Genomic DNA, 22,333 nt, shown 5'->3' with positions numbered 1-22,333 from the left:
GCCCACGTCCGCCCCTACCGCCAGCAGCTTGCCGTTCCAGTTGAACGGCGCGTCCGTCGCCGCCTTCGTCGACGGCTTCTTCGCCCCGTCGTTCAGCGCCCGGAAGCGCGCCGGCGCCTCCTTCACCGTCTTCGCCAACTGCCCGATCGCCTTTTGCACCTCGTCCGGCGTCGCGCGCGTCGGCTTGGGGTAACAGTCCAGCGCCCCCAGCCGCAGCGCCTCGATCGAACTGTCCGCGCCCTTGGCGGTCAGCGTGGAGAACATGATGACCGGCATCGGCGCGGTCTCCATGATCTCCGCCAGATACTCGATCCCGCTCATCCCCGGCATCTCGACATCCAGCGTCATCACCGTGGGCTTCAGGTCCCGCACCATCTGCCGCGCCTCCGCGGCCCCGTCGGCCAGGCCGACGATCTCGATGTTCTTGTCCTTCTCCAGCATGCCCGCGACCAGCGCGCGCATGGTCAACGAATCGTCGACGACTAGAACTCTGGCCTTGGCCATGTCGGCATTCCTTTGAAACAGATACGCGGGGAACGGATACGAAAAATCAGGCGGCGTCGGCCATCGGCGGGGCCAGCCGTTCCAGGTCCAGCACCAGGATCATCCGGTCCTCCACCGTGGCCAACCCTTCCAGCAGGCCCGCCGCCTGCATCGTGCCGACATCGGGCAGCGGCTGCATGTCATCCGGATTGATCGTCACGATATCGTTCACCGCATCCACGATCACGCCCTGCAACTGCTCGCCGATGCGCACCACGATGATGACGTGGCGCGCGGTCGGATCGGTCAGGCCCCAGCCCATCCGCATGCGCAGGTCCAGCACCGGCAGCACCACGCCGCGCAGGTTCACCACGCCGCGCACATGGGCCGGCACGTTGGGCAGCGGCGTCGCCGGCGACCAGGCGCGGATCTCGCGGATCGCCATGATGTCGATGCCCAGCGACTGGTCGCCGAGTTCAAAGGTGATGAGCTGACGGGCCATGGAAAGCGTCCTTTTTGGATCGGTCAGATGAGCACGCGGCGAACGGCCGCGGACAATTTGGCAGGGTCGAAGGGCTTGACGATCCAGCCGGTCGCGCCGGCGGCACGCGCACGCGCCTTCTTCTCGTCGGAAAACTCGGTGGTCAGCACGAGGATCGGCACGCCGTTCCAGCGCGGATGGCCGCGCAACTGCTCGATCAGGCCGAACCCGTCCATGCGCGGCATGTTGATGTCGGTGATGACCAGATCGGGCGCGGCCGCGTCGATCCGCTCCAGCGCATCCACACCGTCCTCGGCGGCGGCGATCTGATAGCCTTCGCCGGACAGCGCATGGCGCAGCAGCGCGCGCATGCTGGGGGAGTCGTCCACGGTCATGATGGTACGCGTCATGCTCTCTAAATCCTTCAAAACAGTTCAACGTCGCCGCTGGCGACGGGCTGGGATACGGGGCGGGGGCGCACCGGGGCCTCGGGCGGCGCATCGCGGACCAGCTTGGCGCGCGATCGACCCAGTGCCGCCTGAAACTCGACCCGGCGGGCGGCGTGACCGCCCAGATCGCGCGCGACCAGCGGGATGCGGTCTTGTTGCAGGAAGCGGATCGCGAACTCCGCATTGGCGGTGCCGATCGGCCGCATGCCCTGATGCAGATTCGCCCCGCCATACAGATGCGCGCGCAGCCGGTCGCGCCGCGCGCCCTGGCGCAGCATGTCGTTGATCAGCAATTCCATCGCGTGCACGCCGTAACGCTGCGCGGCGGTCGCATCGACCACCTGCCCCGGCTGCGGCTCGGCCAGCAGGAAATGGTTGATCCCGCCCACCCGCGCTTCGGGGTCGTACAGGCAGGCCGCGACGCAACTGCCCAGCACCGTCGCGAACAGCACCTGCGGATCGGCGGAGACGCCGCGTTCGCCCTGCACCACGCTGACATGGCGAAAGCCGTCGGCGCGCAGCATCGCGGTACGCCCCGTGGCAAGGCTCATGCCGCCATCTCCATCACCGATGCGGCGATGCGCTGCACCGGCAATTGCCGCTCCACCGCACCCAGCGAATGGGCGACCGCGGGCATGCCGTAGACGACGCTGGTCGCCTCGTCCTGCCCGATCGTCCGTGCGCCCGCCTGCCGCATTTCCAGCAGGCCCGCCGCACCGTCGGCCCCCATGCCGGTCAGCAGCACGCCCACCGCTGGCCGCCCCAGCCGCGCCACCGACCGGAACAGCACGTCCACCGATGGCCGGTGCCCGCTGACCGTCGGCCCTTCGTACAGCCGGATACGCGGCATGGTCGCACCCACCACTTCCATATGCTGCTCGCCACCCGGCGCCAGATAGACATGGCCGGGCTTCAGGATCGTGCCGCTGCGCGCTTCCTCGACATGGGGCGGGCAGAACCGGTTCAGCCGGTCGGCGAAGCTGGCGGTGAACAGCGCGGGCATGTGCTGCACGATCACCGTCGGCGGGCAGTCCGCCGGAAAGCCGCCGATCACCCGCAGCAGCGTCTCGACGCCGCCGGTCGATGCGCCGATCGCGATCACCCCGTCCGAGGTGCCGCGACGGGCAAGCGCCGCGACCGCGGGTGCCGCCACTGCGGGCGCGCGGCGCACCGGCGAGCGTCCCGCCGCGCGCACGATCCGCGCCAGTGTCGCATCGTCGCGCACCGCCGCGATCGAGGCGGGCTTGGGGAAGCAATCGAACGCGCCGGCCGCCAGTGCGCGGATCGTGGCGCTCGCCCCCTTTTCGGTCAGCGTCGATACGATCACCACCGGCATCGGCCGAAGCGCCATGATCTTGTCCAGGAAATCCAGGCCGTTCATTCCCGGCATCTCGATGTCCAGCGTCACCACGTCCGGGTTCAGCGCTTTGATCTTGGCGCGAGCCTCCTGCGCGTCGCCCGCCTCGCCGATCACGGTGATCTCGGGGTCCTTGGCCAGCATCATCCGCACCAGCCCGCGCATCGTCGCCGAATCGTCCACCACCAGCACGCGCGTCATCAGCCGCGCCTCCGATAGATGGTGTGCCCGACCAAATCGAACATGGCCGTGGCCGGGCCGATCAACCGTTCGGAATGGCCGATATACATATACCCCCCCACCGGGATCAGGCCGGCAAATCGCTCCAGCAGCCGCGCCTTGGTCGGCTCGTCGAAATAGATCATGACGTTGCGGCAAAAGATCACGTCGAACCGCCCCCGCATCGGCCAGGATTCCAGCAGGTTCAGATGCTTGTAGGCGATCACGCGCCGCAGCTCGGGCGCCATGGCGATCTCGTCGCCCACCGGCTTCACCCAGGTCCGGCGAAAGCGATCGGGAATGTCGCGCGCCATGTCCGCGGGGTAGCGCCCCGCCTTGGCGGTCGCGATGACGTGCGGCGCCAGATCGGTCGCCAGGATCGCGATGTCGCGCTGCGCGATGCGTGCGCCGCCCGCCCGATCCTCGCCCAACAGCGTCATCGCGAGCGTATAGGGCTCCTCCCCGCTCGAACAGGCCGCCGACCACAGCCGCACCGCGCTGCCCCGCTCGGCGCGGGACAGCAGGTCGGGCCGCACATGCTCGGCGAAATGGGTGAAATGATGGTCTTCGCGGAAGAACTTGGTGTGGTTGGTGGTCAGTGCGAAGATCGCCTCCCGCCGTGCGTCCGCATCGTTGCGCAGCAGGGCGACATAGTCGGCAAAGTCGGCCAGCCCGCGACGCCGCACCTGCTTGGCCAGCCGCGAATAGACCAGTTGCCGCTTGCCCGTGCCCAGCATGATGCCGGCATGCGCGTGCGCCATCCGCGCGATCGTTTCGTAATCGCCGTCGCTCAGGTGGAACTCGCCCTGCATCGGGGCCGCCGCGGCGCTCATGCGGCCAACGCCCGCGGCGTGTCCGACCGGTGCCGCTGCACCAGCGTCTCGACGTCCAGGATCAGCGCGACGCGCCCGTCCCCCAGCACCGTCGCGCCCGCAAGTCCCGCGACCGGCGCGTAATTCGCCTCCAGGCTCTTCACCACCACCTGCCGCTGGTCCTGGATGCCGTCGACCATCAGGATCGACTGGCCGGCATCGGTTTCCACCACCACCAGCACCGCGTTCGTCGGGTCGGCGCAGGCCTCCGGCACGTTCAGCAGCCGCCCGATCGGCAGGATCGGCAGGTACGTGCCGCGCACGTCCAGCACGCCCGCCCCCGGCCCCAGGCCGCGCACCTCGCCGTCACGCGGGCGAAGGGATTCCACCACATGCGCCAGCGGGATGACATAGGTCTGCCCGCCCACGCTCACCACCATCCCGTCCAGGATCGCCAGCGTCAGCGGCAGCGTCAGCGTAAAGGTCGATCCCTGCCCGAACTTGGAGCTGATCCCGATCCGCCCGCCCAGCGCCTGCACGTTGCGCCGCACCACATCCATACCGACCCCGCGCCCGGAAATGTTCGAGATCGTCGCCGCCGTCGAAAAGCCGGGCGCGAAGATCAGGTTCTCGATCTCCTCGTCGGACAGATTGGCGTCGGCCGCGACGATGCCGCGCTCCACCGCCTTGGCGCGTACCCGCGTCCGGTCGATCCCGCGCCCGTCGTCCGAGACGGAGATCACGATCCGGCCCGACCGATGCTCGGCCGCCAGCCGCACCACGCCCTCTGCCGGCTTGCCCGCCGCCACGCGCTCGTCGGGCGTCTCCAGCCCGTGGTCGACCGCATTGCGGATCATGTGGGTCAGCGGCTCGCCGATCCGCTCCACCACCGTCTTGTCGACCTCGGTCATCTCGCCCTCCACCTCCAGGCGGACGCGCTTGCCCGTGCTCGCCTCCAGCTCACGGATGATGCGCGGCACGCGGCTGAACACCGACTTCACCGGCTGCGCGCGGATCGACATCGCGCTGTCCTGCAATTCTCGGGTCAGGTGATCCAGGTCGGACAGCTCGTCGATCGCGCCGACGCCGTGGATCGACAGGCGCTGCGCCAGCATCGCCTGGGTGATCACCAGCTCGCCGACCAGATTGACCAGCCGGTCCAGCTTTTCCAGCTCCACCCGGATCGTCGCGCCCCCGGCCGCCGCCGCCGCAGCCGGACGGTTCGCCCCGTCCTCCGCCACCGCCGCGACCACGACCGGCTCCTCCGCAACGACCGGCGGCAGCACCACCGGCTGTGGTTCGGCCACCTGCGCCGGCTCCACCATCGCCAGCACCGCCGCCAGCAGATCCTCTTCCACCGCCTCGGCCACCGGCTCCGCGATCAGCAGCGGTGCCTCTTGCTCCCCCTCCGGCGCGATCACCAGTTCCGCCTGATCCGACACGAAATCGAAGATCGCGGCGATATCGTCGCGCGCCACCTCGCCCGGCACGCTCAGCGTCCAGCCCAGATAGCATTCGTCGACGCTGAAGCTATCCAGCGACGGCAGGCTGCTGCGATCGATCGCCACCACCCGGCCGCCCAGCGCATCCAGCTCGCGCAGCAGCGGCAGCGGATCGCCGCCATTGTCGAACGCCCCGCGTCCCGGCACGAAGCGCACCCGCCACGGGATCGCCGCCGGTGCCGGCGGATCGCCCAGCCCGATATCGGCAAGCAGCGCGTCCAGGTCGAACGCATCACCCACCACCTCGGCAATCACCGCAGGCTCCGGCGCCGGCTCCGCGACATCGTGCGTCGCGCCCGCACGCCCCGCCGCCGCCGTCAACCGCGCGATCAGCGCCGCATCGTCCGGTGCGCCGCCACCCCCTTGCGCGCACGCCACATGATCGGTCAGCCCGTCGAACGCCGCGAACAACAGCGCGACCAGCTCCGGCTCCGGCGTCAGTTCGCCGGTGCGCAGCAGATCCAGCACCGTTTCCAACTGGTGCGAAAAGCCCTGCAACGCGTCAAAGCCGAACGCCCCCGCGCCGCCCTTGATCGAATGGACCGCACGGAAGATGGTGTTGATCGTCTCGTCCGACGGCGCACCGTCGCGCAGGTCGGCCAGGTCGGTTTCGATGACGGCCAGTCCTTCCTCGCATTCCTGGAAGAAGATGGCCTGGATTTCGTCGAGCTGCATGGGAACGGGTCCTGGATCAGCGGTCGGCAAGGAGCGCGTCGGCGCCCGAGATGCGGATGGCGGTGCAAAAGGCCTCGCTCGGCGCTTCGATGGTGAGCGCATGGCCCGCGCCATCCGCGGTGCCTTGCGCGCTCAACAGCAACTGGATGCCGGCCACGCCGATGCGCTCCACCCCGCCGGCATCGAGCACGATGTCACCGGACACCCCGCGCAACGTGTCCAGCAACGCGGTGGCGGCGGCGAGGTCCAGGGTAGAGGGCAGCGCAAGACGCGTCATGCGAAGGGTTTTCCTTTAGCGATCGAGACGATGTACGGCGGCAGGCGTTAAAAATTCGACCAGTCGTCCGCATCCGGTTCGACCGCCAGCGCCAGCGATCCATGAGTTGCCGCCCGGCGCGCCACCACCCGCGTCGGGGCCGGAGCGCGCGATATCGGCGCGCTCACCGGCAGGCGCGGCGCCTCCGTCTCGCCGGTGTCCGACAGGCGGAAGCGTGCCACCTGCCGCGCCAGCTCGTCCGCCTCGCTCGCCAGCGAGCGGGCCGCCGCACTCGACTGCTCGACCATGGCGGCATTCTGCTGCGTCACATTGTCCATCTCGCCGACCGCGGTGTTCACCTGCGACAGCCCCAATGCCTGCTGCGCTGCCGATGCCGCGATCTGCGAGACGAGCGTGCTGATCTCGCTGATGCGCGCGACGATGCGCTCCAGCGACTGGCCGGTGCGGTTGACCAGCGTCACGCCGTTGCCCACCTGCTCCGAACTGGTCAGGATGCGGGTCTTCACGTCCTTGGCCGCATCGGCCGAGCGCTGCGCCAGGGCGCGCACCTCGGAGGCGACCACCGCGAAGCCCTTACCCGCATCGCCCGCCCGCGCCGCCTCCACGCCGGCGTTCAGCGCCAGCAGGTTGGTCTGGAACGCGATGCCGTCGATGACGCTGATGATCTCGGAGATTTCCTGGCTGGCGCGTTCGATCCCGCCCATCGCCGACACCGCCTCGCGCACGATGCGGCCGCTTTCCTCGGCTTCGGACTTGGCCGCATCGACCACACCGTTGACCCGCGACGCGCCGTCCGCCGCCTCGCGCACGGTGGTGGTGATCTCCTCCATCGACGCCGCGGTTTCCTCCAGGCTGGCCGCCTGCTGCTCGGTGCGGTGCGACAGGTCGTCGGAGGCGGTGCTGACCTCGGACGATGCGGTGCGGATGCCGTCCATCGAACGGGTAACGGCACTCAGCGTCCCGCTGAGCGCGGCCAGCGCATTGTTATAGTCACGACGCAGCTTTTCGTAATCCGCCGGGAAGATGGTGGGGATCGGCCGGCTCAGATCGCCGTTCGCCAGATTTTCCAGGCCGGTACCGAGCGCGCCCACCACGATCTCCTGCGCGGCCCGCGCCTCGGCGACCGCCGCCGCATTGTCGCGGAATACACCCATCGCCCTGGTCATCCGGCCCACGCAGTCGCGGTGCTCTGTATAGCCGATCGGGGCATCCAGATCGCCCGCGGCCAGGCCCTCCATCCGCACCACCGTGGCGACATAGGGGATCACGATCGCACGCCCGGTTACCCAGGCGATCAGCAACGTCAGCGCAGTGATCCCGGCGCCGGTCGCGATCGCGATGTCCGCGCCCAGCGTGTCGCGAAAGGCGATCAGCGCCAGCGACGCACCTGCCAACGTACCATAGGTCGCCGTCAGGACTCGCATCTTCGTGGCGATCGGCGCATTCTGGGTAAACCATCCAAACATTAGGAGAACTCCTTAAAGGAGCGCTGACGGTTCCCTCCCGAGCCGAGCGCGTTATCTGCCCGGTCTAGGCCTGGATGGTAAATTTCGGCCCTATCGGCCGTACACGCTTCCTTAATGTGGCCGGGTCGGATTAATTACCGTTTCAGATGTAAATACCTAAGAACAGGACAAAATTGGTTGGGGCGAACGCCAAATGCGCTCAACCCGCAACATTTCCTGCTGAAAAAGATTTCAACAATGGCCGTTCGGCTTTTTACAAGCTGAAAGCATAGCCCTCGGTCCCGAATCACCCGATGGCGTGAACCGCCCGTGCCATTGCCGCGACCATCACCCGTCCGGCATCTGCATCGGTCAAACCGCTAGCGACGGCATCGGCCTTGCCGATCCGGTCGGCGCGTACCAGCCGCCACAGCCCCAGCAGCACCGCCTCGGTTTCTCCCACCACGTCGTGACAGGGGCGTTCGATGACTAACAGGTCCTGCGATCCGCGATCCAGCGCCCGCATCGCCATCCCGAATGCATCGTCCTCGGGGTCGGCGACAATTCCCGCCATCGTCAGTGCGTGGACCCAGCGGCGGGTCCGGGCCAGCACGGCCGCTTCGAAGGCCGGCAGTTCGCGGACGGGACGGTCGATCAGATCGTACATACGCAATCGCTCTCGTTATGAGAATGATTGTCAGTAACAGCCACAGACCGGCCCGTCAACGTGAGCGTTCCCTGAAATGGCCTGTCCGCCCGATGCCGCGACGGGCGGCCCGGCATGCGGGACGAGAGGCGTAGAACCGTGCAACGCTCCGCACGATCGGGGCACGTCAGAGCACGCGACGATCAGGCCGCCGGTTCGTGGTAAGGACAGCCATTATAACGCGCCCGGAAATCGGCCGAGTGGCGATACGGCTCCCGGCGTGCGCGGTTGATGTTGCCCAGCGGCTGGTGCGCGGTGATGCCGGTCCACACGCTGAACCGCATTTCCTCGTTCACCGCCTGAACGCGGGCCGCATCCCAACTGTCCTGCGCGGCGGCACGGATCACGCCGACGCGCATGAAGGGTGCCTCCCTCTCGTCCCATTCCACCGTCGGATCCTCGATCGGCTGGCGCTCCAGGTCACGGCACAATTGGACGCGGAACTCCCATTCGGCATCGATGCCCCACATTTCGGCCTGCACATCCTCGCGGATCGCATCCTCACGCCCGTCGACCGGAATGATCGCGCCGGTGCGCGCCGTCAGTGCGGGGGCCACGGGCGCGATGCTGAACTTGGCGACATGATCGCCGTACCGAAACGGCGTGACGCTGTAATAGGTCTCGCCCAGCGGATCGACATTGGGCGCGCCGCCCAGCGAATCGATCGCCGGGCTCTCGATTCCCACCGCCTCCAGCGCGTTGTGCACGCCGCGCAACACGGCGGACATCGCCTTCTTTGTGCCCTCCATCCGGTCGGTGGTCTTGGCCAGCATCTTCAGATTGCCCAGGAACTTGTCGGCGGTCTTGGCTTGAAACACCGTGCCGTTGACCATCACGAAATCCTGCGCGTCGCCCTCGGCCCCCGGCAGCCGTTCGCCCTCGACGCCCGCGATCTTCACCGCCAGCCCGCGCGGCAGGCTGATCGCGTCAGGCAGGATGTCGCCCGCATTGGTCGACATGCGCAGCCAGGCCTTGTGGCGGCCCGGGGTCGCGAACACCCCTTGCGCCAGCTCTGGCGGCAGGCCGTCGTCGACGATCAGCTCGCCTTCCAGGATCGCGTGCGACTTGGCGTGCACCGATCGCACCGCATGGCCGTAATCCTCGGCGGTACGTTCCAGGATGACGTCAAACGTATCGTTCAGTTGCGCGATCGTCTCGCGCTCTTCGGGTTGCACATCTTCGATGTCGGGGGTGTAGCGGATGGCGGGGGCGGTCATGTCGGTTCTCCTGCAACAACAGAACGGCCGGGCCGTTCGGCGTCACCGTGTCGTTGGCAACACATGCGGCGCCGGCATCGCTGGTCGTTCGCATCCCTTGCTGTGTTTCCGCCAACCGCCGGAAGATCAGCCTAGTTTCGGTACGGTATCGGTCGAAATGCCAAGTTGTGCGTTCATTCTCTGGATTTGCATCCGCGACAGGTCATAGGCAGGGATCATGCACCGGGGGACGACAGACGGTTTCGCACACGCGACGAACATGTTCGCGGAACGCGCAATGCAGCAGGATCAGGTCGGCAATACGCTTTTGCGGTCGCTCGATCCGTCCGATTTCATGGCGATCGCGCCCTATCTGGAACGCGTATCCTTTGCCGTGGACGACAGCGTCGCCGAGGCCGGCACGTCGATCGACACGTTGTGGTTTCCCGAAGCAGGGATTGCTGCCGTGCTTGACCGGACGGAGGGTGATCGCCGCCTGGCCGTCGGCCTTGTCGGGGCGGAGGGGTTTGTCGGCTGGCCACTCCTCATGGGCGACGACCGGTGGCTGCACGATGTCATCATGCGCGCCGAAAAGGGCACCGCGCTGCGCATCGATGCCGATCGACTGATGGCGGCGGTCGAGGACAGCCCGTCGCTGCGTGCCGCCCTGCTCCGTTTCGTTGCCGTGTTCATGACGCAAATGGGCCGGACCATCGTGTCCTCGCTCATCCATCCGGTCGAACGCCGCATGGCGCGCTGGATCCTCTTGTATCACGACCGGGTCAGCGGCGACGAGATCTGCCTGACGCATGAGGAATTTCGCCTGATGCTGGGCGTGCGCCGGTCCAGCGTCACCGATGCGCTGCACCGGCTGGAGGCCGAGCAGGCGGTACGCGGCCTGCGCGGTCGCGTCGTGGTGCGCGACCGGGCCAAGCTCGCCGAACTGGCCGGCGATACCTATGGCCCGCCCGAGCGCGAATATCGCCGGCTGGTCCTGGGGGCGCCCCAGGACTGACCGGCGGACCTCATCCGCCTGCAGCCCGCCGGCCGGCGGGCGCCTGTCCATGGGCAAAGGCGCGGTCAAAGGCGTCGGCACGCGTCTCTGCGCGCATCAACCCCGCATAGCCCGCCGTCCATTGGTCGGCGAACCCGGCCACCTTGCCATAGCTGTTGTCGAGCAGGACATGCGGGATATCGAGCAACAGCGACAGGATGTGCGCGTGCAGCCGGTCGGTCACCACCACCTGCCCCTGCGCCAGCATTGCCAGTCCGCGCTTCAGCCGCCACTCCGCCAGCCGCCGCTGGCGCATCGCCCGCATCGCCATCGGATCGCGCATCACCAGCCGGGACAGCTTCAGCGACAACCGCAGATAGCGCAACTGCGCCGGATCCTCGATCAGCCAGTCGTCGACCAGCGCGCCCGCCGGCGCCGCATCCGCGCCCGCCGCCCGCTCATGATCGGTGCGCAGCAGCCCGAACACCGGCACCCTGGCCGCCGCCCGCCGCTGCCGCCCCAGCATCAGCGCGGCATCCGGGCACAGATGCACCGGACAGTCGAAATGCTCGCGCGCGAACGCCAGCGATCGCTGGTCGCGCACCAGCAGCGTGAAGTTGCCATGCGCGCGGATCGCATCGGCCAGCGGCCGGGCCGCGGCGGGATCGGCATAATGGATCGACTGCGGCATCTGCACGATCGGCCGGTTGCGATGCGTGTTCAGCAGATGGATGCGCAGATTCTCGTGCTTGGGCCACAGCGTGCCCAGATTGCCGCCGCCATGGATCAGGATCGGCCCGTCGCCGACCGCGCCCGCCAGCGCCGCATCGTCCAGGTCGTTGATCGCCGAATAGTAAGTGGGCAACCGGCCCCGCGCCTTCAGATACGCCATCTCGCCCAGCCAGATCGCGCTGTCGCCGACATTGGAATGGTCGGGATAATCGACCAGCGCGATGCGACCCGGCGGCAGGACCGCATCCACCGTCTCGGCGAAGCGGCGGCCGAGTTCGGCGACGATGTGATCGGCGGATTGTGGGGAAGCGGTCATGCCCGGCCCTTTCGCAAGCGGTGAACGGTGGATTGAAGACGCCCGCGCCACAAGGGCGACAGGCCGATCAGCACGGCGGCATAGACAAGCGCACCGAGCGCGGTGAGGAACAGGAGCGCCGTCCAGCCATGGAGCAGCCCGGCGGTCATCCGCATCACGATGGCCAGCAGCACGCCCATGATCGTGGACGCCGCCAGCGGCGCCGCGATCGCCCGGATGCTGTGCGCCGGCCGGATGCCCGATGCCCGCGCCAGCAGCCACACCTGAAGCGGCACGGTCAGATAGGCGCGCACCACATAGGAGACGGCAACCGCGAATAGGCCGAAGGGCAGCGCCAGCAGCGTCAGGATAAGGCCCAGCACCAGTTGCGTCGTCGACAGCCAGATCAGGCTGCGCGACTGCCCCAATGCGCTGAGCGAGGGCGACGCGAAGAAGTTGAGCGTGAAGGGCAGCGCCATGAACGCGAATATCTGCGCCAACTGCCCCGCCTCCACCCATTTGTCGCCGAACACGGTGGGCACCGCCAGCGGCGCCAGCGACCCGAAGCCGACCAGCGCCGGGAAGGACAGGGCGGACGCCTGCCCGATCATCCACTGATAGGCGCGGCGCAGCTCGGTGGGATCGTCCTTCACCCGCGACAGCGTCTGCACCGCAACTTGCGTGAACGGCTGGATCGCCCCGCGTCCGATCAGCTCCACCGTCCGCCACGCGGTCCGATAGATGCCGACCGCCGCCAGCCCGATCCCCGCACCGATCGCCATCTCCTGCACGCGCACGGTGGCCAGAAAGACGAGTTGCACATAGATCAGACTGCCGTTCAGCGCGAGGTTCGCGCGCAGCTCCGGCCATTCAAACGCCCAGCCCGGCTTCCAGTCATACGACGTCCGCGCCAGCACCACGCCGACGATCTCCGTCACCAGCCGCTGAATCACCAGCGCCCACAGCCCTGCGCCCAGCAGCGCCGCCACGCCCGCGCCCCCGCCCCCCAGCAGCCCGCCGACCACCGAGCGGATCGCGGTCGTCCGATGCCCGAACTCGCGCAGCCGCAGCGCCATGTGCGTCCCGCCGAACGAAGAGATCGGCAGCACCAGGCTCATCACCGCCAGCGGCAGCGCGATGCCCGGTGCATCCATCCACGCCGCGATCGGCTGGGCCAGCAATGCGATCACCGCCGCCGACGCAAAGGAAAAAGCCTGTTGCGAGCGATAGATGGTGTCCAAAAACCCTGGTGACAGGTCGCCCCGCCGGGCGATCGTCTGAACCAGCCCGGCGGTGGCGACGATGCGGAACGCCTCGGCGGTGAACGCCATGACGGAGAAGGCGCCGATGTCCGCCCGCGACAACAGCCGCGCCAGCGCGACGAAGACGATGAACGAGAAGACCTGATCGGACAGGAACCGCGTGACCGTCCACGAGATCGAACTGCGGCTGCGCTTGCGCAGCGACGCATCGAACCGTGCGGGCGCCTGGCTTGCCCCTTCACTGGCCAAGACCGCGCCTCGCCTTTAGCAGCCGCATCCGCGCCCGCTCGACATGGCGCCACGTCTTCTGGCGCAGCGAATGATAGGCCGGGTCCGCCTTGGGCTGGAACCGCGCCGCCCCGATGTCCGACGCCACCGTCGCCTCCAGGATCGGCGCGGGGAACAGCGCCAGATTGGGCAGGCCATGTGCCCAGGACCGGTCCATCGCATCGTCGATCGGCCGGCGCACCGTGCGGCAATGCTCCATCAGCCGCCGGGCACCCGCCAGCGTGATCGCATAGCCTTGCGTGCCATAGGCCAGCCCGATCAGCTCCACCACGGTGCGCGAATGTTGCAGGAAATCCTTGCGCACCGTCCGGCTCCAGGTCGGGCGCTTGGCGTATAGCCGCAGATAATCGATGCCTTGCCCATGCAGGTCGGTCGCCGCCAGCCGCTCCAGATAGCGCCAGTCGACCACCACATCGTCTTCCAGCACGATCGTCTGGGGCACGCCGCGCTCCACCATGTCGCGCCAGATCGACCAGTGGCTGGCATAGCAGCCGATCTCGCCACCGGTCATCGCGCGCCCCTTGGTGCGGGCGACCGCCAGTTCGTCCATCGCCATGCCCGGTGCCAGCCCGGTGCACGCATTGAAGAAGCGCCAGTCCAAACATGTATCGGCACGCGCGGCAAAGCCGGCACGCCGAACATCGGCCGATGCCAGAGATACCACGACGATCTCGGCCTTTGTGGCCGATTCGGGCAAGGCTTGGCCCACGATCCTTTTGCCTCCTGCTCTTGGGCGGTGCAAAGTTGACCCTTGCAACACGCGGGATTGGTTGGCCTTTTCTTGGTAGCTGCGATTGATGCGGCCGCGAAGTCCGTGCCCGTTCGGGTCACCGCGATCGTCGGGCGCTTCGTCTTCGCAGTCGCAGCATAAGGTTGACGGGAGCCCCAAGCGGCGGATGGTGTGACGGACCGCTTGCGAAACAAGGCAACCATCCGCATGTCCCAAGTCGCTGTTGTCATTCCAGTTTGGAACGGGCGCGCCACGCTCGGCCGTTGCCTCGACGCGCTGGAACGCCAGACGCTGCCACGTGCGCAGTTCGACATCATCGTCGTCGACAACGGCTCGACCGACGGCACCGCCGACATCGCGCGCAGCTATCCAGGCATTACCGTGCTGGAGGAACCGACCCCCGGCTCCTATGCCGCGCGCAACACCGCGTTGACGATGGTCGACGCCCCCATCACCGCCTTCACTGACGCCGATTGCGTCCCCGATCCGGACTGGCTCGCGCGCGTACTGGAGGCGGCCAAGGCCAATCCCGGTTTCGGCGTGCTCGCCGGCCGTATCGAGCTGTTCGACGAGGGCGAGCAGGAGGGCGAGGTGTTCGGCGATTACGAACGCCTGTTCAGCTTCCCGCAGGCCCATGCCGCGCGGGGCAATTGCGCCACCGCCAACTGGGCGAGCGAAACCGCGCTGCTGCGCGAACTCGGCGGCTTCGATGCCGGGGTGAAATCGGGTGGCGACCGCCAGATGGCGCTGCGCATCAAGGCCGCCGGGCGCCCGCTGATCTACACGCCCACCATGGTCGTGCGCCATCCGGTGCGCGCCAGCCGCGCCGAGCTGGTGCGCAAGCGCCAGCGTTTGAGCGGCGGCCGCTGGGACCGTACCCGTGCCACGCCGCGCCTCGCCCGCGTGCTCGGCGTCACCGCGGTCGATACCGCCCGCCGCCTGCGCCGCGCCGCGATCTCGCCCGGCCTGTCGCTGAAGCGCCGTGCCGCGGTGATGAAGCTGACGCTGGAACTGGCCGGCATCGCCACCAGCGAATATCTGGCGCTCGCCGCCGGTCGCAAGGCGGCACGCGACTGATGGCCGCCACTACGCCCTCCCCCCGCTTCTCCGTGGTCATGCCCTTGTTCAACAAGGCCAGCCACGTCCGCGCCTCGATCGACAGCGTGTTCGCGCAGACCCAAGCGCCGCACGAACTGATCGTCGTCGACAACGGCTCCACCGATGGCGGTCGCGGCATCGTCGCCGCGATGACCGATCCGCGCATCCGCCTGCTCGACCTCGCCCGCCCCGGCCCCGGCGGCTATGCCGGCCGCAATCTGGGAATAGAAGCGGCGACCGGCGATTGGATCGCCTTTCTCGATGCCGACGACCTGTGGGCGCCGGACCATCTCGCGGCACTCGCCACCTGCATCACCGACGCGCCGGAGGCGCACGCCGCCGCCACCCGCTTCGACCATGTGTTCGAGACGCGCAGCCAGCCGCAGAAGATCGCGCCCGCGCTGCATGTACCCGTGACGCTCGACCTCGCCGGCTTCCTGTCGGCCTGGCTGGCGGTGCGCGAATGCCCGATGTGGACGGGGGCGATCGCCATCCGCCGCGACGCGCTGATCGCCGCCGGCCTGTTTCCGGACGGGCGCGCGGTGCGCGGCGGCGACAAGGATCTGTGGCTGCGCGTCGTCGCCCGCGGCCCGCTGCGCTACGATCCCACCCCCAGCGCGACCTTCCACCGCGATTCGGAAAACAAGGTCAGCAAGTCGACCACTACGCTGGGCGTCCCCTGTCTGGTGGAGACCGCACACCGGCTGATGCGCATGGCGCCTGCCCATGAAGTCGCACTGCTCCGCCGCCTGGTGAATCAGGAGATCGCGCATTACGCCCGCTATGCGATGAAGACGCCCGGCCGGATCGATATCGGCCTTGGCGACGTCTGCCTGCCGGAAGGATGGAGAACCGCCGGACTGGTGCTGGCGGCGCGGCACCTGCCCGCCGGGCTTCGCCAGGGCGGCCACGCACTGCGCAGCCGGCTGCTCGCCCGCGCGTGAGGATCATCCGTTCGATCGGCCTGCTGCTCGTCGCGGCAAGCCTGCTGGCCGCCTGCGCCGCCTTTGCCGGCCGCTGGGTGCCCGCGCTCGATGCCTATGCGTCGTTCATGCCGCTCATCGCGGTACCGGCGCTGCTCGGTCTGCTGCTCGCCCGCACCCGTGTCGCGGCGGCGCTGGCGGTGCTGGCGCTGATCCCGGTCGCCGCGGCCGTGCTGCCCGAATGGACACGCGGCATTCCCGCGGCGCGCGCCGCGCAGGTCCGCATCGTCACCCACAATGTCTGGCACGAAAATCCCGATCCGGCGGAAACCGCGCAGGCGATCCTCGACGCGCATCCGGACGTGGTGCTGCTGCAGGAGGCGAACGGCCCCTTTCGCCCGATGCTCGCCGCCCTGCGCCAGCACCTGCCCTACGCCACCGACTGTCCCCAGGGGTGCGAACTCGCCATCCTGTCGCGCTGGCCGATCGGCGACCGCGACTATTTCCTGAAGGATGGTGCCGGCCACAGCTTCGGCCCGCCGCTGCTCTGGGCGCGCATCCAGCCGCCGGGCGCCGCCGCCTTCACCGTCGCCACGCTCCATTACCCCCATCCCGGCCCCGAACAGGCACGGCGGCGCGCGGAAATGGCGCAGGCGCTCAGCATGGTCCCGCATGACGACTGGATCGTCGCGGGCGACATGAACCTCACCCCTTGGGCCGCCGCGATGCGCGAACAGGACGCCGCCTTCGCGCCCCTCACCCGCTTCACCCGCAGCCTGGCGAGCTGGCGCCGCCCGCTGCCCGTCCTCCCGATCGACCACCTCTATGCCGGCCCCGACTGGGCGCTCGCCGACGCCGCCCGCCTACCCGCCACCGGCTCGGACCATTACCCCCTGTTGATTCAGGTCGCCCGCCGATGAAGCGGTGGCTCGCCCTTTCCTGCATCGCGGTCGCGGTCCCTGCGCATGCGCAACAGTCCGACGCCACCGACGGCCTCGGCTCGGTCGCCTCCGAAAACCCCTTCGGCCGCGATCGCAACACCAGCGTGCTGGAACGCAACCACCCCGAATACACGCCCCAGCCCGCGCGGATCGGCGCGCTGGAGGTGCTGCCCCGCATCGCGATCGGGGCGGGCTATGACGACAATATCTATGCGCAGCCCTCGGGCCGCGAGATCGGCGACGCCTATGTCCGCATCCGCCCCCGCGTCTCGGTCACCCGTCCGTCCGAAACCCTGCGCCTGAACCTGTCGGGCGAACTCGACCTGCTCCGCTACGCCGATCGCACGACGGAGAACGCCACCCAGTATAATCTCGGCGCCTCCGCCGCCTACACGATCAGCCGCGACAACCGGCTGAACCTGTCGCTGGCGCATGGCCGTTTTCTCCAGGAGCGCGTGTCGCCCGACAGCCCCGAACAGGTGATCCGCCCCGTCCGCTTCACCGTGACGGAGGGGACCGCCGCCTATTCCCACGCCTTCAACCGCCTGCGCATTCAGGGCATCGGCAGTATCGAGCGGCGCGATTACCGCGACGAGGTGAACACGCTGGGCGACGTGGTCGATCAGGATTTCCGTGATCGCACCACCTATACCGGTACCGGCATCGGCGAATATGCGCTCAACCCCAGCGTCGCGCTGTTCGTCGCCGGGTCGTACAATGTCCGCGACTATCGCACCCGCCTCGGCCCCGTGCCTGCGCGCAGTTCGACCGGCTGGGAACTCGCCGCCGGCTCCAGCTTCGAACTGGGTCGCAAGATGCGCGGCTCGCTGCGCGCCGGCTATCTGCAACAGGATTACGACGATCCCTTCTTCCAGGACGTGTCGGGCTTCCTGATCCGCGGCGAGCTTGCCTATTTCCTGTCCTCGCTCGTCACCATCACCGGCACGGTCGATCGCAGCGTCAGCGAGACCGGGATCATCGGCGCCACCGCCTATCTCAAGACCACCTCCTCGCTGCGCGCCGATTACGAACTGCTGCGCAACCTCATCCTGTCCGCCGGTGCCGAGCTGGAGAAGCGCGATTTCTCCGGCATCGAGCGCGACGATGATCGCTGGACCCTGCGCACCAGCGCCACCTATTCGGTCAACCACCGCCTGCAACTGCGCGCCGACATACAGCGCCGCACCCAGTCGAGCAGCGGCGCCAATGCGGGCCGCAACTTCGCCGACAATCGCATCTCGGTCGGGGTGACCTTCCTGGGATTATAAGAGGATAACGGGCATGCCGGTACTCTACATCTCCCCCACAGGCAGCGGCTCCGGCAACGGGTCGAGCGCCGCGGACGCCGCCACCCTCGCCGACCTCCCCAAGCTCATCGCCGCCGCCGGCCCCGGCGGACAGGTCCGCCTCATCGCCGACCAGGGCGCCTACACCGCCCCCGCCGACGCCCTGTCCATCGTCGCGGGTGGCCGCGAGGGGCTACCCGTCACCATTCGCGGCGTCGACTCCGCCGGCAACCCGATGGACGCCACCATCATCGGCAGCCGCCCCACCCCCTTCGACCCCGCCAACCCCGGCGGCGAGGAAATCATTCGCCTGCTCGACGGCGCCGACCACCTCGTCTTCCGCGATCTCGCCTTTGAAAATGTCGGCACCGCCTTCCGCGTCGGCGCCGACATCGCCGACCTGACCGTGGAGGGCATCGCCGCCACCAACGTCGCGCGCTTTTTCGAAAACATCGTCTCGGGCGCCAACACCAGCGCGACAATCGACACGCTCACCATCAGCGACATCGATATTGCCGGCTATTCCAAGGGTGCGATCCGCATCCAGTATGACAGTTCCAACATCCTCATCCGGGATGTCCGCGCCGACAGCGCCTTTCAGGACGGCGACAATTTCGCCATCGGCCTGCACCTCGACGGTACCGCGCACGACGTGACGGTGGAGCGCGTCGCGATGCGCAACGCGCTCGACACAGTGAACGACTATCGCAACGGCGACGGCTTCGCCACCGAGCGCGGCACCTACAACATCACCCTTCGCGACATCATCGCCACCGGCAATTCCGATGGCGGCCTCGACCTGAAGACGGACAACATCGTCATCGACGGCGCGATCGTGTCCGGCAACGGCCGCAACATCCGGCTTTGGGGCGCGAACGCCCAACTCACCGACATCGTCAGCCTCGACGCCGGCGCCACCACCCCCGGCGGCAATCGCGAGCATGTCTGGCTCGGCGCGAACGCCAGCGCGACCATCGACGGGGCGCTGATCGGCGACCCCGGCTCCCCCACCGTCTTCAACCTCGCCGAGCGCGGCGGCCGCCTGACGCTCGTCGATGCCGGCCTGTCCACCGGCACCGGCACGATACTGGTCAAACGCGGCACCGGCTCCACCCTCACCCAATCCGAAACCCGCGTCGCGGTCGCCACGGGCACCGCCGCGGCCGACCTGATCGCCGGCACCGCCGCCGCAGACATCCTTGCCACCGGTGACGGCGACGACATGGCGCTGGGCGGGGCGGGCGACGACCGGATCGATGGCGGCGCAGGCGACGACATGCTGGTCGGCGATGCCGGCGACGACGTGATCGAGGGTGGTGCGGGCGAGGATATCCTCGTCGGCGGCGCCGGTCGCGACCGGTTGAGCTATGCCGGCAGCGCGGCGGGCGTGACCATCGACCTGTCCCGCCTGTCCGCCCGCGGCGGCGATGCCTATGGCGACCTGTATGACGGGTTCGAGGATGTCGAGGGCTCCGCCTTCGCCGACACCCTGACCGGCGACGCCGGGGCGAACCGCCTCTACGGCAATGCCGGCGACGATCGGCTGTTCGGCGGCGCGGGCGACGACATTCTTGCCGGCGGTGCCGGTGCCGACCTGCTCGATGGTGGGGCCGGCTACGACCTCGCCGATTATGGCGACAGCGCCGCCGCCATCGCGATCGACCTTGCCGCCGGCACCGCGGCGGGCGGCGATGCGGCCGGTGACACGCTGCTCGGGATCGAGGCGATTGCCGGCTCCGCCTTTGGTGACACCCTGCTCGGCGGTGCGGGCGGCGACACGCTGGACGGCGCGGGCGGCGACGACCTGATCGACGGACGCGGCGGTAACGACACGCTGGTCGGCGAAGCCGGCGCCGATACGCTGATCGGCGGCGACGGCCTCGACACCGCCGACTACCGCGCCAGCGCCGCCGGCGTCACCGTCGATCTGTCCACCGGCACCGGCCTTGGCGGCGATGCCGAGGGTGATCGCCTGTCGGGCATCGAACGCCTGGTCGGCTCCGCCTTTGCCGACGCGCTTACCGGCGATGCGGGCGCCAACTGGTTCGTGGGCGGCGCGGGCGCCGACACGCTGACCGGCGGCGACGGTATCGACACGGTGGATTACAGCGCCGACACCGCCGTCACCGTCGATCTTGCGCGCGGCATCGGCGGCGATGGCGACACGCTGGCGGGGATCGAGAATGTCATCGGCACCACCGGCACCGACACACTGTCGGGCGACGCCTTCGGCAATGCCCTCTACGGCGGCACTGGCGACGATCGCCTCGCCGGCCGCGGCGGCGCCGACCTACTCGACGGCGGTGCCGGCCGCGACACCGCCGATTATTCCGACAGCATCACCGGCATGACCGTCGACCTGCGCGCCGGCACCGCGTCCGATGGCGACACGCTGGTCGGGATCGAGGATCTGATCGGCTCCGCGCAAGGTGACGCGCTCTATGGCGACGCCGGCGCCAACACGCTGACCGGCGGCGCCGGTGCCGACCTGCTCGACGGCGGCGACGGCTTCGACACCGCCGATTACACCAGTTCCGCCACCGCGATCCGCATCGACCTTGCCGTCGACACGCAGAGCGGCGGCGACGCCGAAGGCGACCGGCTGGTGAATATCGAGGCGATACGCGGCTCGATATTCGCCGACACGCTGGCGGGCGGCACCGGCGCGGACACCCTCCATGGCGGCGACGGCGACGACCTGATCGACGGCCGCGACGGCGACGACCTGCTGGACGGTGGCGCCGGTGCCGACACGCTGATCGGCGGCGCCGGCTTCGACACCGTCGACTATTCCCGCAATAACGCCGCCATCGCCATCGACCTCGCCGCCGGCACCAGTGCAGGAGGCGAGGCGGAGGGTGACCGCTTCGCCGGCATCGAACGCTTCATCGGCACGCAGTTCGCCGACACGCTGGCCGGCGACGCCAACGACCAGTGGTTCACCGGCGGCGCGGGCGCGGACACGCTGATCGGCGGCGCCGGCTTCGACACCGCCGACTATGGCGGCAGCGCCGCGGCGGTGCGCATCAACCTCGCCACCAACGTCAACACCGGCGGCGATGCGGCCGGCGACAGCTTGGGCGGGATGGAAGGCGTGATCGGCAGCGCCTTTGCCGACACGCTGGTCGGCGACGCGGGCGCCAACCGGCTGGACGGCGGCGCCGGCAACGACACGCTGGACGGCGGCGCGGGCGCGGACGTGATGATCGGGGGCGCCGGCAACGACGCCTATGTCGTCGACTCGCTCGACGACAAGGTGATCGAACAGGCCGATGGCGGGACCGATATCGTCCGCACCACGCTCGGCGCGCTGACGCTGGCGGACCATGTCGAGGATCTCAGCTACACCGCATCGGACAGCTTTACCGGCATCGGCAACGCGCTCGACAACGCCATCTACGGCAGCACCGGCGCCGATGCGCTGTACGGGATGGATGGCGACGACAAGCTGGTCGGCGGGCTCGGCGCGGACCTGCTCGTCGGCGGCGCCGGCCGCGACCAGGTGGATTACACCAAATCGTCCGCGATCACCGTCAACCTGCAGACCAACGTCAACACCGGCGGCGAGGCGGAGGGTGACCGGCTTTACGGCATCGAAACCGTGGTCGGCTCCAATTACGCCGACACGATCACCGGCAACGACGATCCGCTCGTCGCCGACACGCTGTACGGCCGCGGCGGCAACGACATCCTGAACGGCGGCGCAGGCGACGACCTGCTCGACGGCGGCGCCGGCAACGACATCATGACCGGCGGCACCGGCAACGACCAGTATGTCGTCTACGAGGCCGGCGATCAGGTGATCGAACTGGCCGGCGGCGGCACCGACCGGGTGCGCACCGCTGCCGCCACCTATCTCCTGCCTGATCATGTCGAGGAACTCGTCTATACCGGCACCATCGCCGCGACGCTGACCGGCAACGCCGAGAATAACCTGATCGTCGGCCGCACCGGCGGCGACGCGCTGTCGGGCGGGGCCGGCAACGATATTTTACGCGGCGCGGCCGGCGCCGATCTGCTCGATGGCGGCACCGGCCTCGACACCGCCGATTACACCGGCTCGCTGGGCGCCGTCACGATCAACCTGCGCTACGCCACCGCCAGCGGCGGCGATGCGGAGGGGGATCGGCTGGTCAGCATCGAAAACGCCACCGGCAGCGCACAGGCCGACGTTCTGAACGG

19 protein-coding genes and 1 pseudogene are annotated in these 22,333 nt (G+C 68.7%); 6 read left to right on the top strand and 14 right to left on the bottom strand.

Features of this window, described 5'->3' with window-relative positions:
• From Q0U08_RS06590 to Q0U08_RS06540, 11 genes are all read right to left on the bottom strand, one after another.
• Window positions 1-504: response regulator (locus Q0U08_RS06590; protein ID WP_298090492.1), on the bottom strand; the 504-nt coding region annotated here is incomplete at its 3' end.
• Between the two features lie 46 nt (window positions 505-550).
• Window positions 551-985, bottom strand: a complete 435-nt coding sequence (locus Q0U08_RS06585) for a chemotaxis protein CheW (protein WP_112381461.1) — start codon at window positions 983-985, stop codon at window positions 551-553.
• A gap of 23 nt (window positions 986-1,008) precedes the next feature.
• A complete protein-coding gene (locus Q0U08_RS06580; RefSeq protein ID WP_112381462.1) occupies window positions 1,009-1,374 on the bottom strand; it encodes a response regulator in 366 nt (121 codons plus the stop codon).
• A 14-nt stretch (window positions 1,375-1,388) separates the two neighbouring features.
• Window positions 1,389-1,964, bottom strand: a complete 576-nt coding sequence (locus Q0U08_RS06575; protein ID WP_298090491.1) for a chemotaxis protein CheD — start codon at window positions 1,962-1,964, stop codon at window positions 1,389-1,391.
• Window positions 1,961-2,974 carry a chemotaxis response regulator protein-glutamate methylesterase gene (locus Q0U08_RS06570; RefSeq protein ID WP_298090493.1) on the bottom strand — a complete coding sequence of 338 codons (1,014 nt, stop codon included), beginning with the start codon at window positions 2,972-2,974 and terminating at the stop codon, window positions 1,961-1,963. Before Q0U08_RS06570 ends, Q0U08_RS06575 begins: the two co-directional genes overlap by 4 nt.
• Entirely contained in the window at window positions 2,971-3,822 is an 852-nt protein-coding gene (locus Q0U08_RS06565; RefSeq protein ID WP_298090490.1) for a protein-glutamate O-methyltransferase CheR, read from the bottom strand. The genes Q0U08_RS06570 and Q0U08_RS06565 overlap by 4 nt, the downstream gene beginning before the upstream one ends.
• Entirely contained in the window at window positions 3,819-5,978 is a 2,160-nt protein-coding gene (locus Q0U08_RS06560) for a chemotaxis protein CheA (protein WP_298090489.1), read from the bottom strand. Before Q0U08_RS06560 ends, Q0U08_RS06565 begins: the two co-directional genes overlap by 4 nt.
• Window positions 5,979-5,994: 16 nt before the next feature.
• Window positions 5,995-6,255 (bottom strand): lipid asymmetry maintenance protein MlaB, encoded by a 261-nt coding sequence (locus Q0U08_RS06555; RefSeq protein ID WP_298090488.1) that lies wholly within the window; start codon window positions 6,253-6,255, stop codon window positions 5,995-5,997.
• A gap of 47 nt (window positions 6,256-6,302) precedes the next feature.
• Window positions 6,303-7,721: a methyl-accepting chemotaxis protein gene (locus Q0U08_RS06550; RefSeq protein ID WP_298090486.1), complete on the bottom strand. Its 1,419-nt coding sequence runs from the start codon at window positions 7,719-7,721 to the stop codon at window positions 6,303-6,305.
• A 286-nt stretch (window positions 7,722-8,007) separates the two neighbouring features.
• A complete protein-coding gene (locus tag Q0U08_RS06545) occupies window positions 8,008-8,373 on the bottom strand; it encodes a hypothetical protein (protein WP_298090484.1) in 366 nt (121 codons plus the stop codon).
• A 176-nt stretch (window positions 8,374-8,549) separates the two neighbouring features.
• Window positions 8,550-9,623, bottom strand: coding sequence for a catalase family protein (locus tag Q0U08_RS06540; protein ID WP_298090482.1), 1,074 nt, complete (start codon window positions 9,621-9,623; stop codon window positions 8,550-8,552).
• 259 nt (window positions 9,624-9,882) lie between these two features.
• Between Q0U08_RS06540 and Q0U08_RS06535 the strand changes: the two genes are divergently transcribed.
• Window positions 9,883-10,617, top strand: a complete 735-nt coding sequence (locus tag Q0U08_RS06535; protein WP_298090480.1) for a Crp/Fnr family transcriptional regulator — start codon at window positions 9,883-9,885, stop codon at window positions 10,615-10,617.
• Window positions 10,618-10,627: 10 nt separating this feature from the next.
• Here the strand turns inward: Q0U08_RS06535 and Q0U08_RS06530 are convergent, their stop codons facing one another.
• The 3 genes from Q0U08_RS06530 to Q0U08_RS06520 are packed head-to-tail and all read right to left on the bottom strand — an operon-like array spanning window position 10,628 to window position 13,882.
• On the bottom strand, window positions 10,628-11,644 hold the full coding sequence (locus tag Q0U08_RS06530) for a polysaccharide pyruvyl transferase family protein (protein WP_298090478.1): 1,017 nt from the start codon (window positions 11,642-11,644) through the stop codon (window positions 10,628-10,630).
• Window positions 11,641-13,134, bottom strand: coding sequence for an oligosaccharide flippase family protein (locus Q0U08_RS06525; protein ID WP_298090476.1), 1,494 nt, complete (start codon window positions 13,132-13,134; stop codon window positions 11,641-11,643). The genes Q0U08_RS06530 and Q0U08_RS06525 overlap by 4 nt, the downstream gene beginning before the upstream one ends.
• Window positions 13,124-13,882, bottom strand: coding sequence for a glycosyltransferase family 25 protein (locus Q0U08_RS06520; protein WP_298090475.1), 759 nt, complete (start codon window positions 13,880-13,882; stop codon window positions 13,124-13,126). Before Q0U08_RS06520 ends, Q0U08_RS06525 begins: the two co-directional genes overlap by 11 nt.
• A gap of 228 nt (window positions 13,883-14,110) precedes the next feature.
• Between Q0U08_RS06520 and Q0U08_RS06515 the strand changes: the two genes are divergently transcribed.
• The 5 genes and pseudogenes from Q0U08_RS06515 to Q0U08_RS06495 form a co-directional block, all read left to right on the top strand.
• On the top strand, window positions 14,111-14,980 hold the full coding sequence (locus Q0U08_RS06515) for a glycosyltransferase family 2 protein (protein ID WP_298090473.1): 870 nt from the start codon (window positions 14,111-14,113) through the stop codon (window positions 14,978-14,980).
• Entirely contained in the window at window positions 14,980-15,945 is a 966-nt protein-coding gene (locus Q0U08_RS06510; protein WP_298090472.1) for a glycosyltransferase family A protein, read from the top strand. Before Q0U08_RS06515 ends, Q0U08_RS06510 begins: the two co-directional genes overlap by 1 nt.
• A complete protein-coding gene (locus Q0U08_RS06505; protein WP_298090470.1) occupies window positions 15,942-16,844 on the top strand; it encodes an endonuclease/exonuclease/phosphatase family protein in 903 nt (300 codons plus the stop codon). Before Q0U08_RS06510 ends, Q0U08_RS06505 begins: the two co-directional genes overlap by 4 nt.
• A complete protein-coding gene (locus tag Q0U08_RS06500; RefSeq protein WP_298090468.1) occupies window positions 16,841-18,133 on the top strand; it encodes an outer membrane beta-barrel protein in 1,293 nt (430 codons plus the stop codon). Before Q0U08_RS06505 ends, Q0U08_RS06500 begins: the two co-directional genes overlap by 4 nt.
• A 13-nt stretch (window positions 18,134-18,146) precedes the next feature.
• Window positions 18,147-22,333, top strand: a pseudogene (locus Q0U08_RS06495) (hypothetical protein); the annotation flags it as partial.

Origin of the sequence: uncultured Sphingomonas sp. (assembly GCF_946477935.1) — a bacterium.
Taxonomy (GTDB): domain Bacteria; phylum Pseudomonadota; class Alphaproteobacteria; order Sphingomonadales; family Sphingomonadaceae; genus Sphingomonas.
Note: the sequence above shows the minus strand (reverse complement) of the source record. Positions and strands in the feature narration are given on the sequence as shown.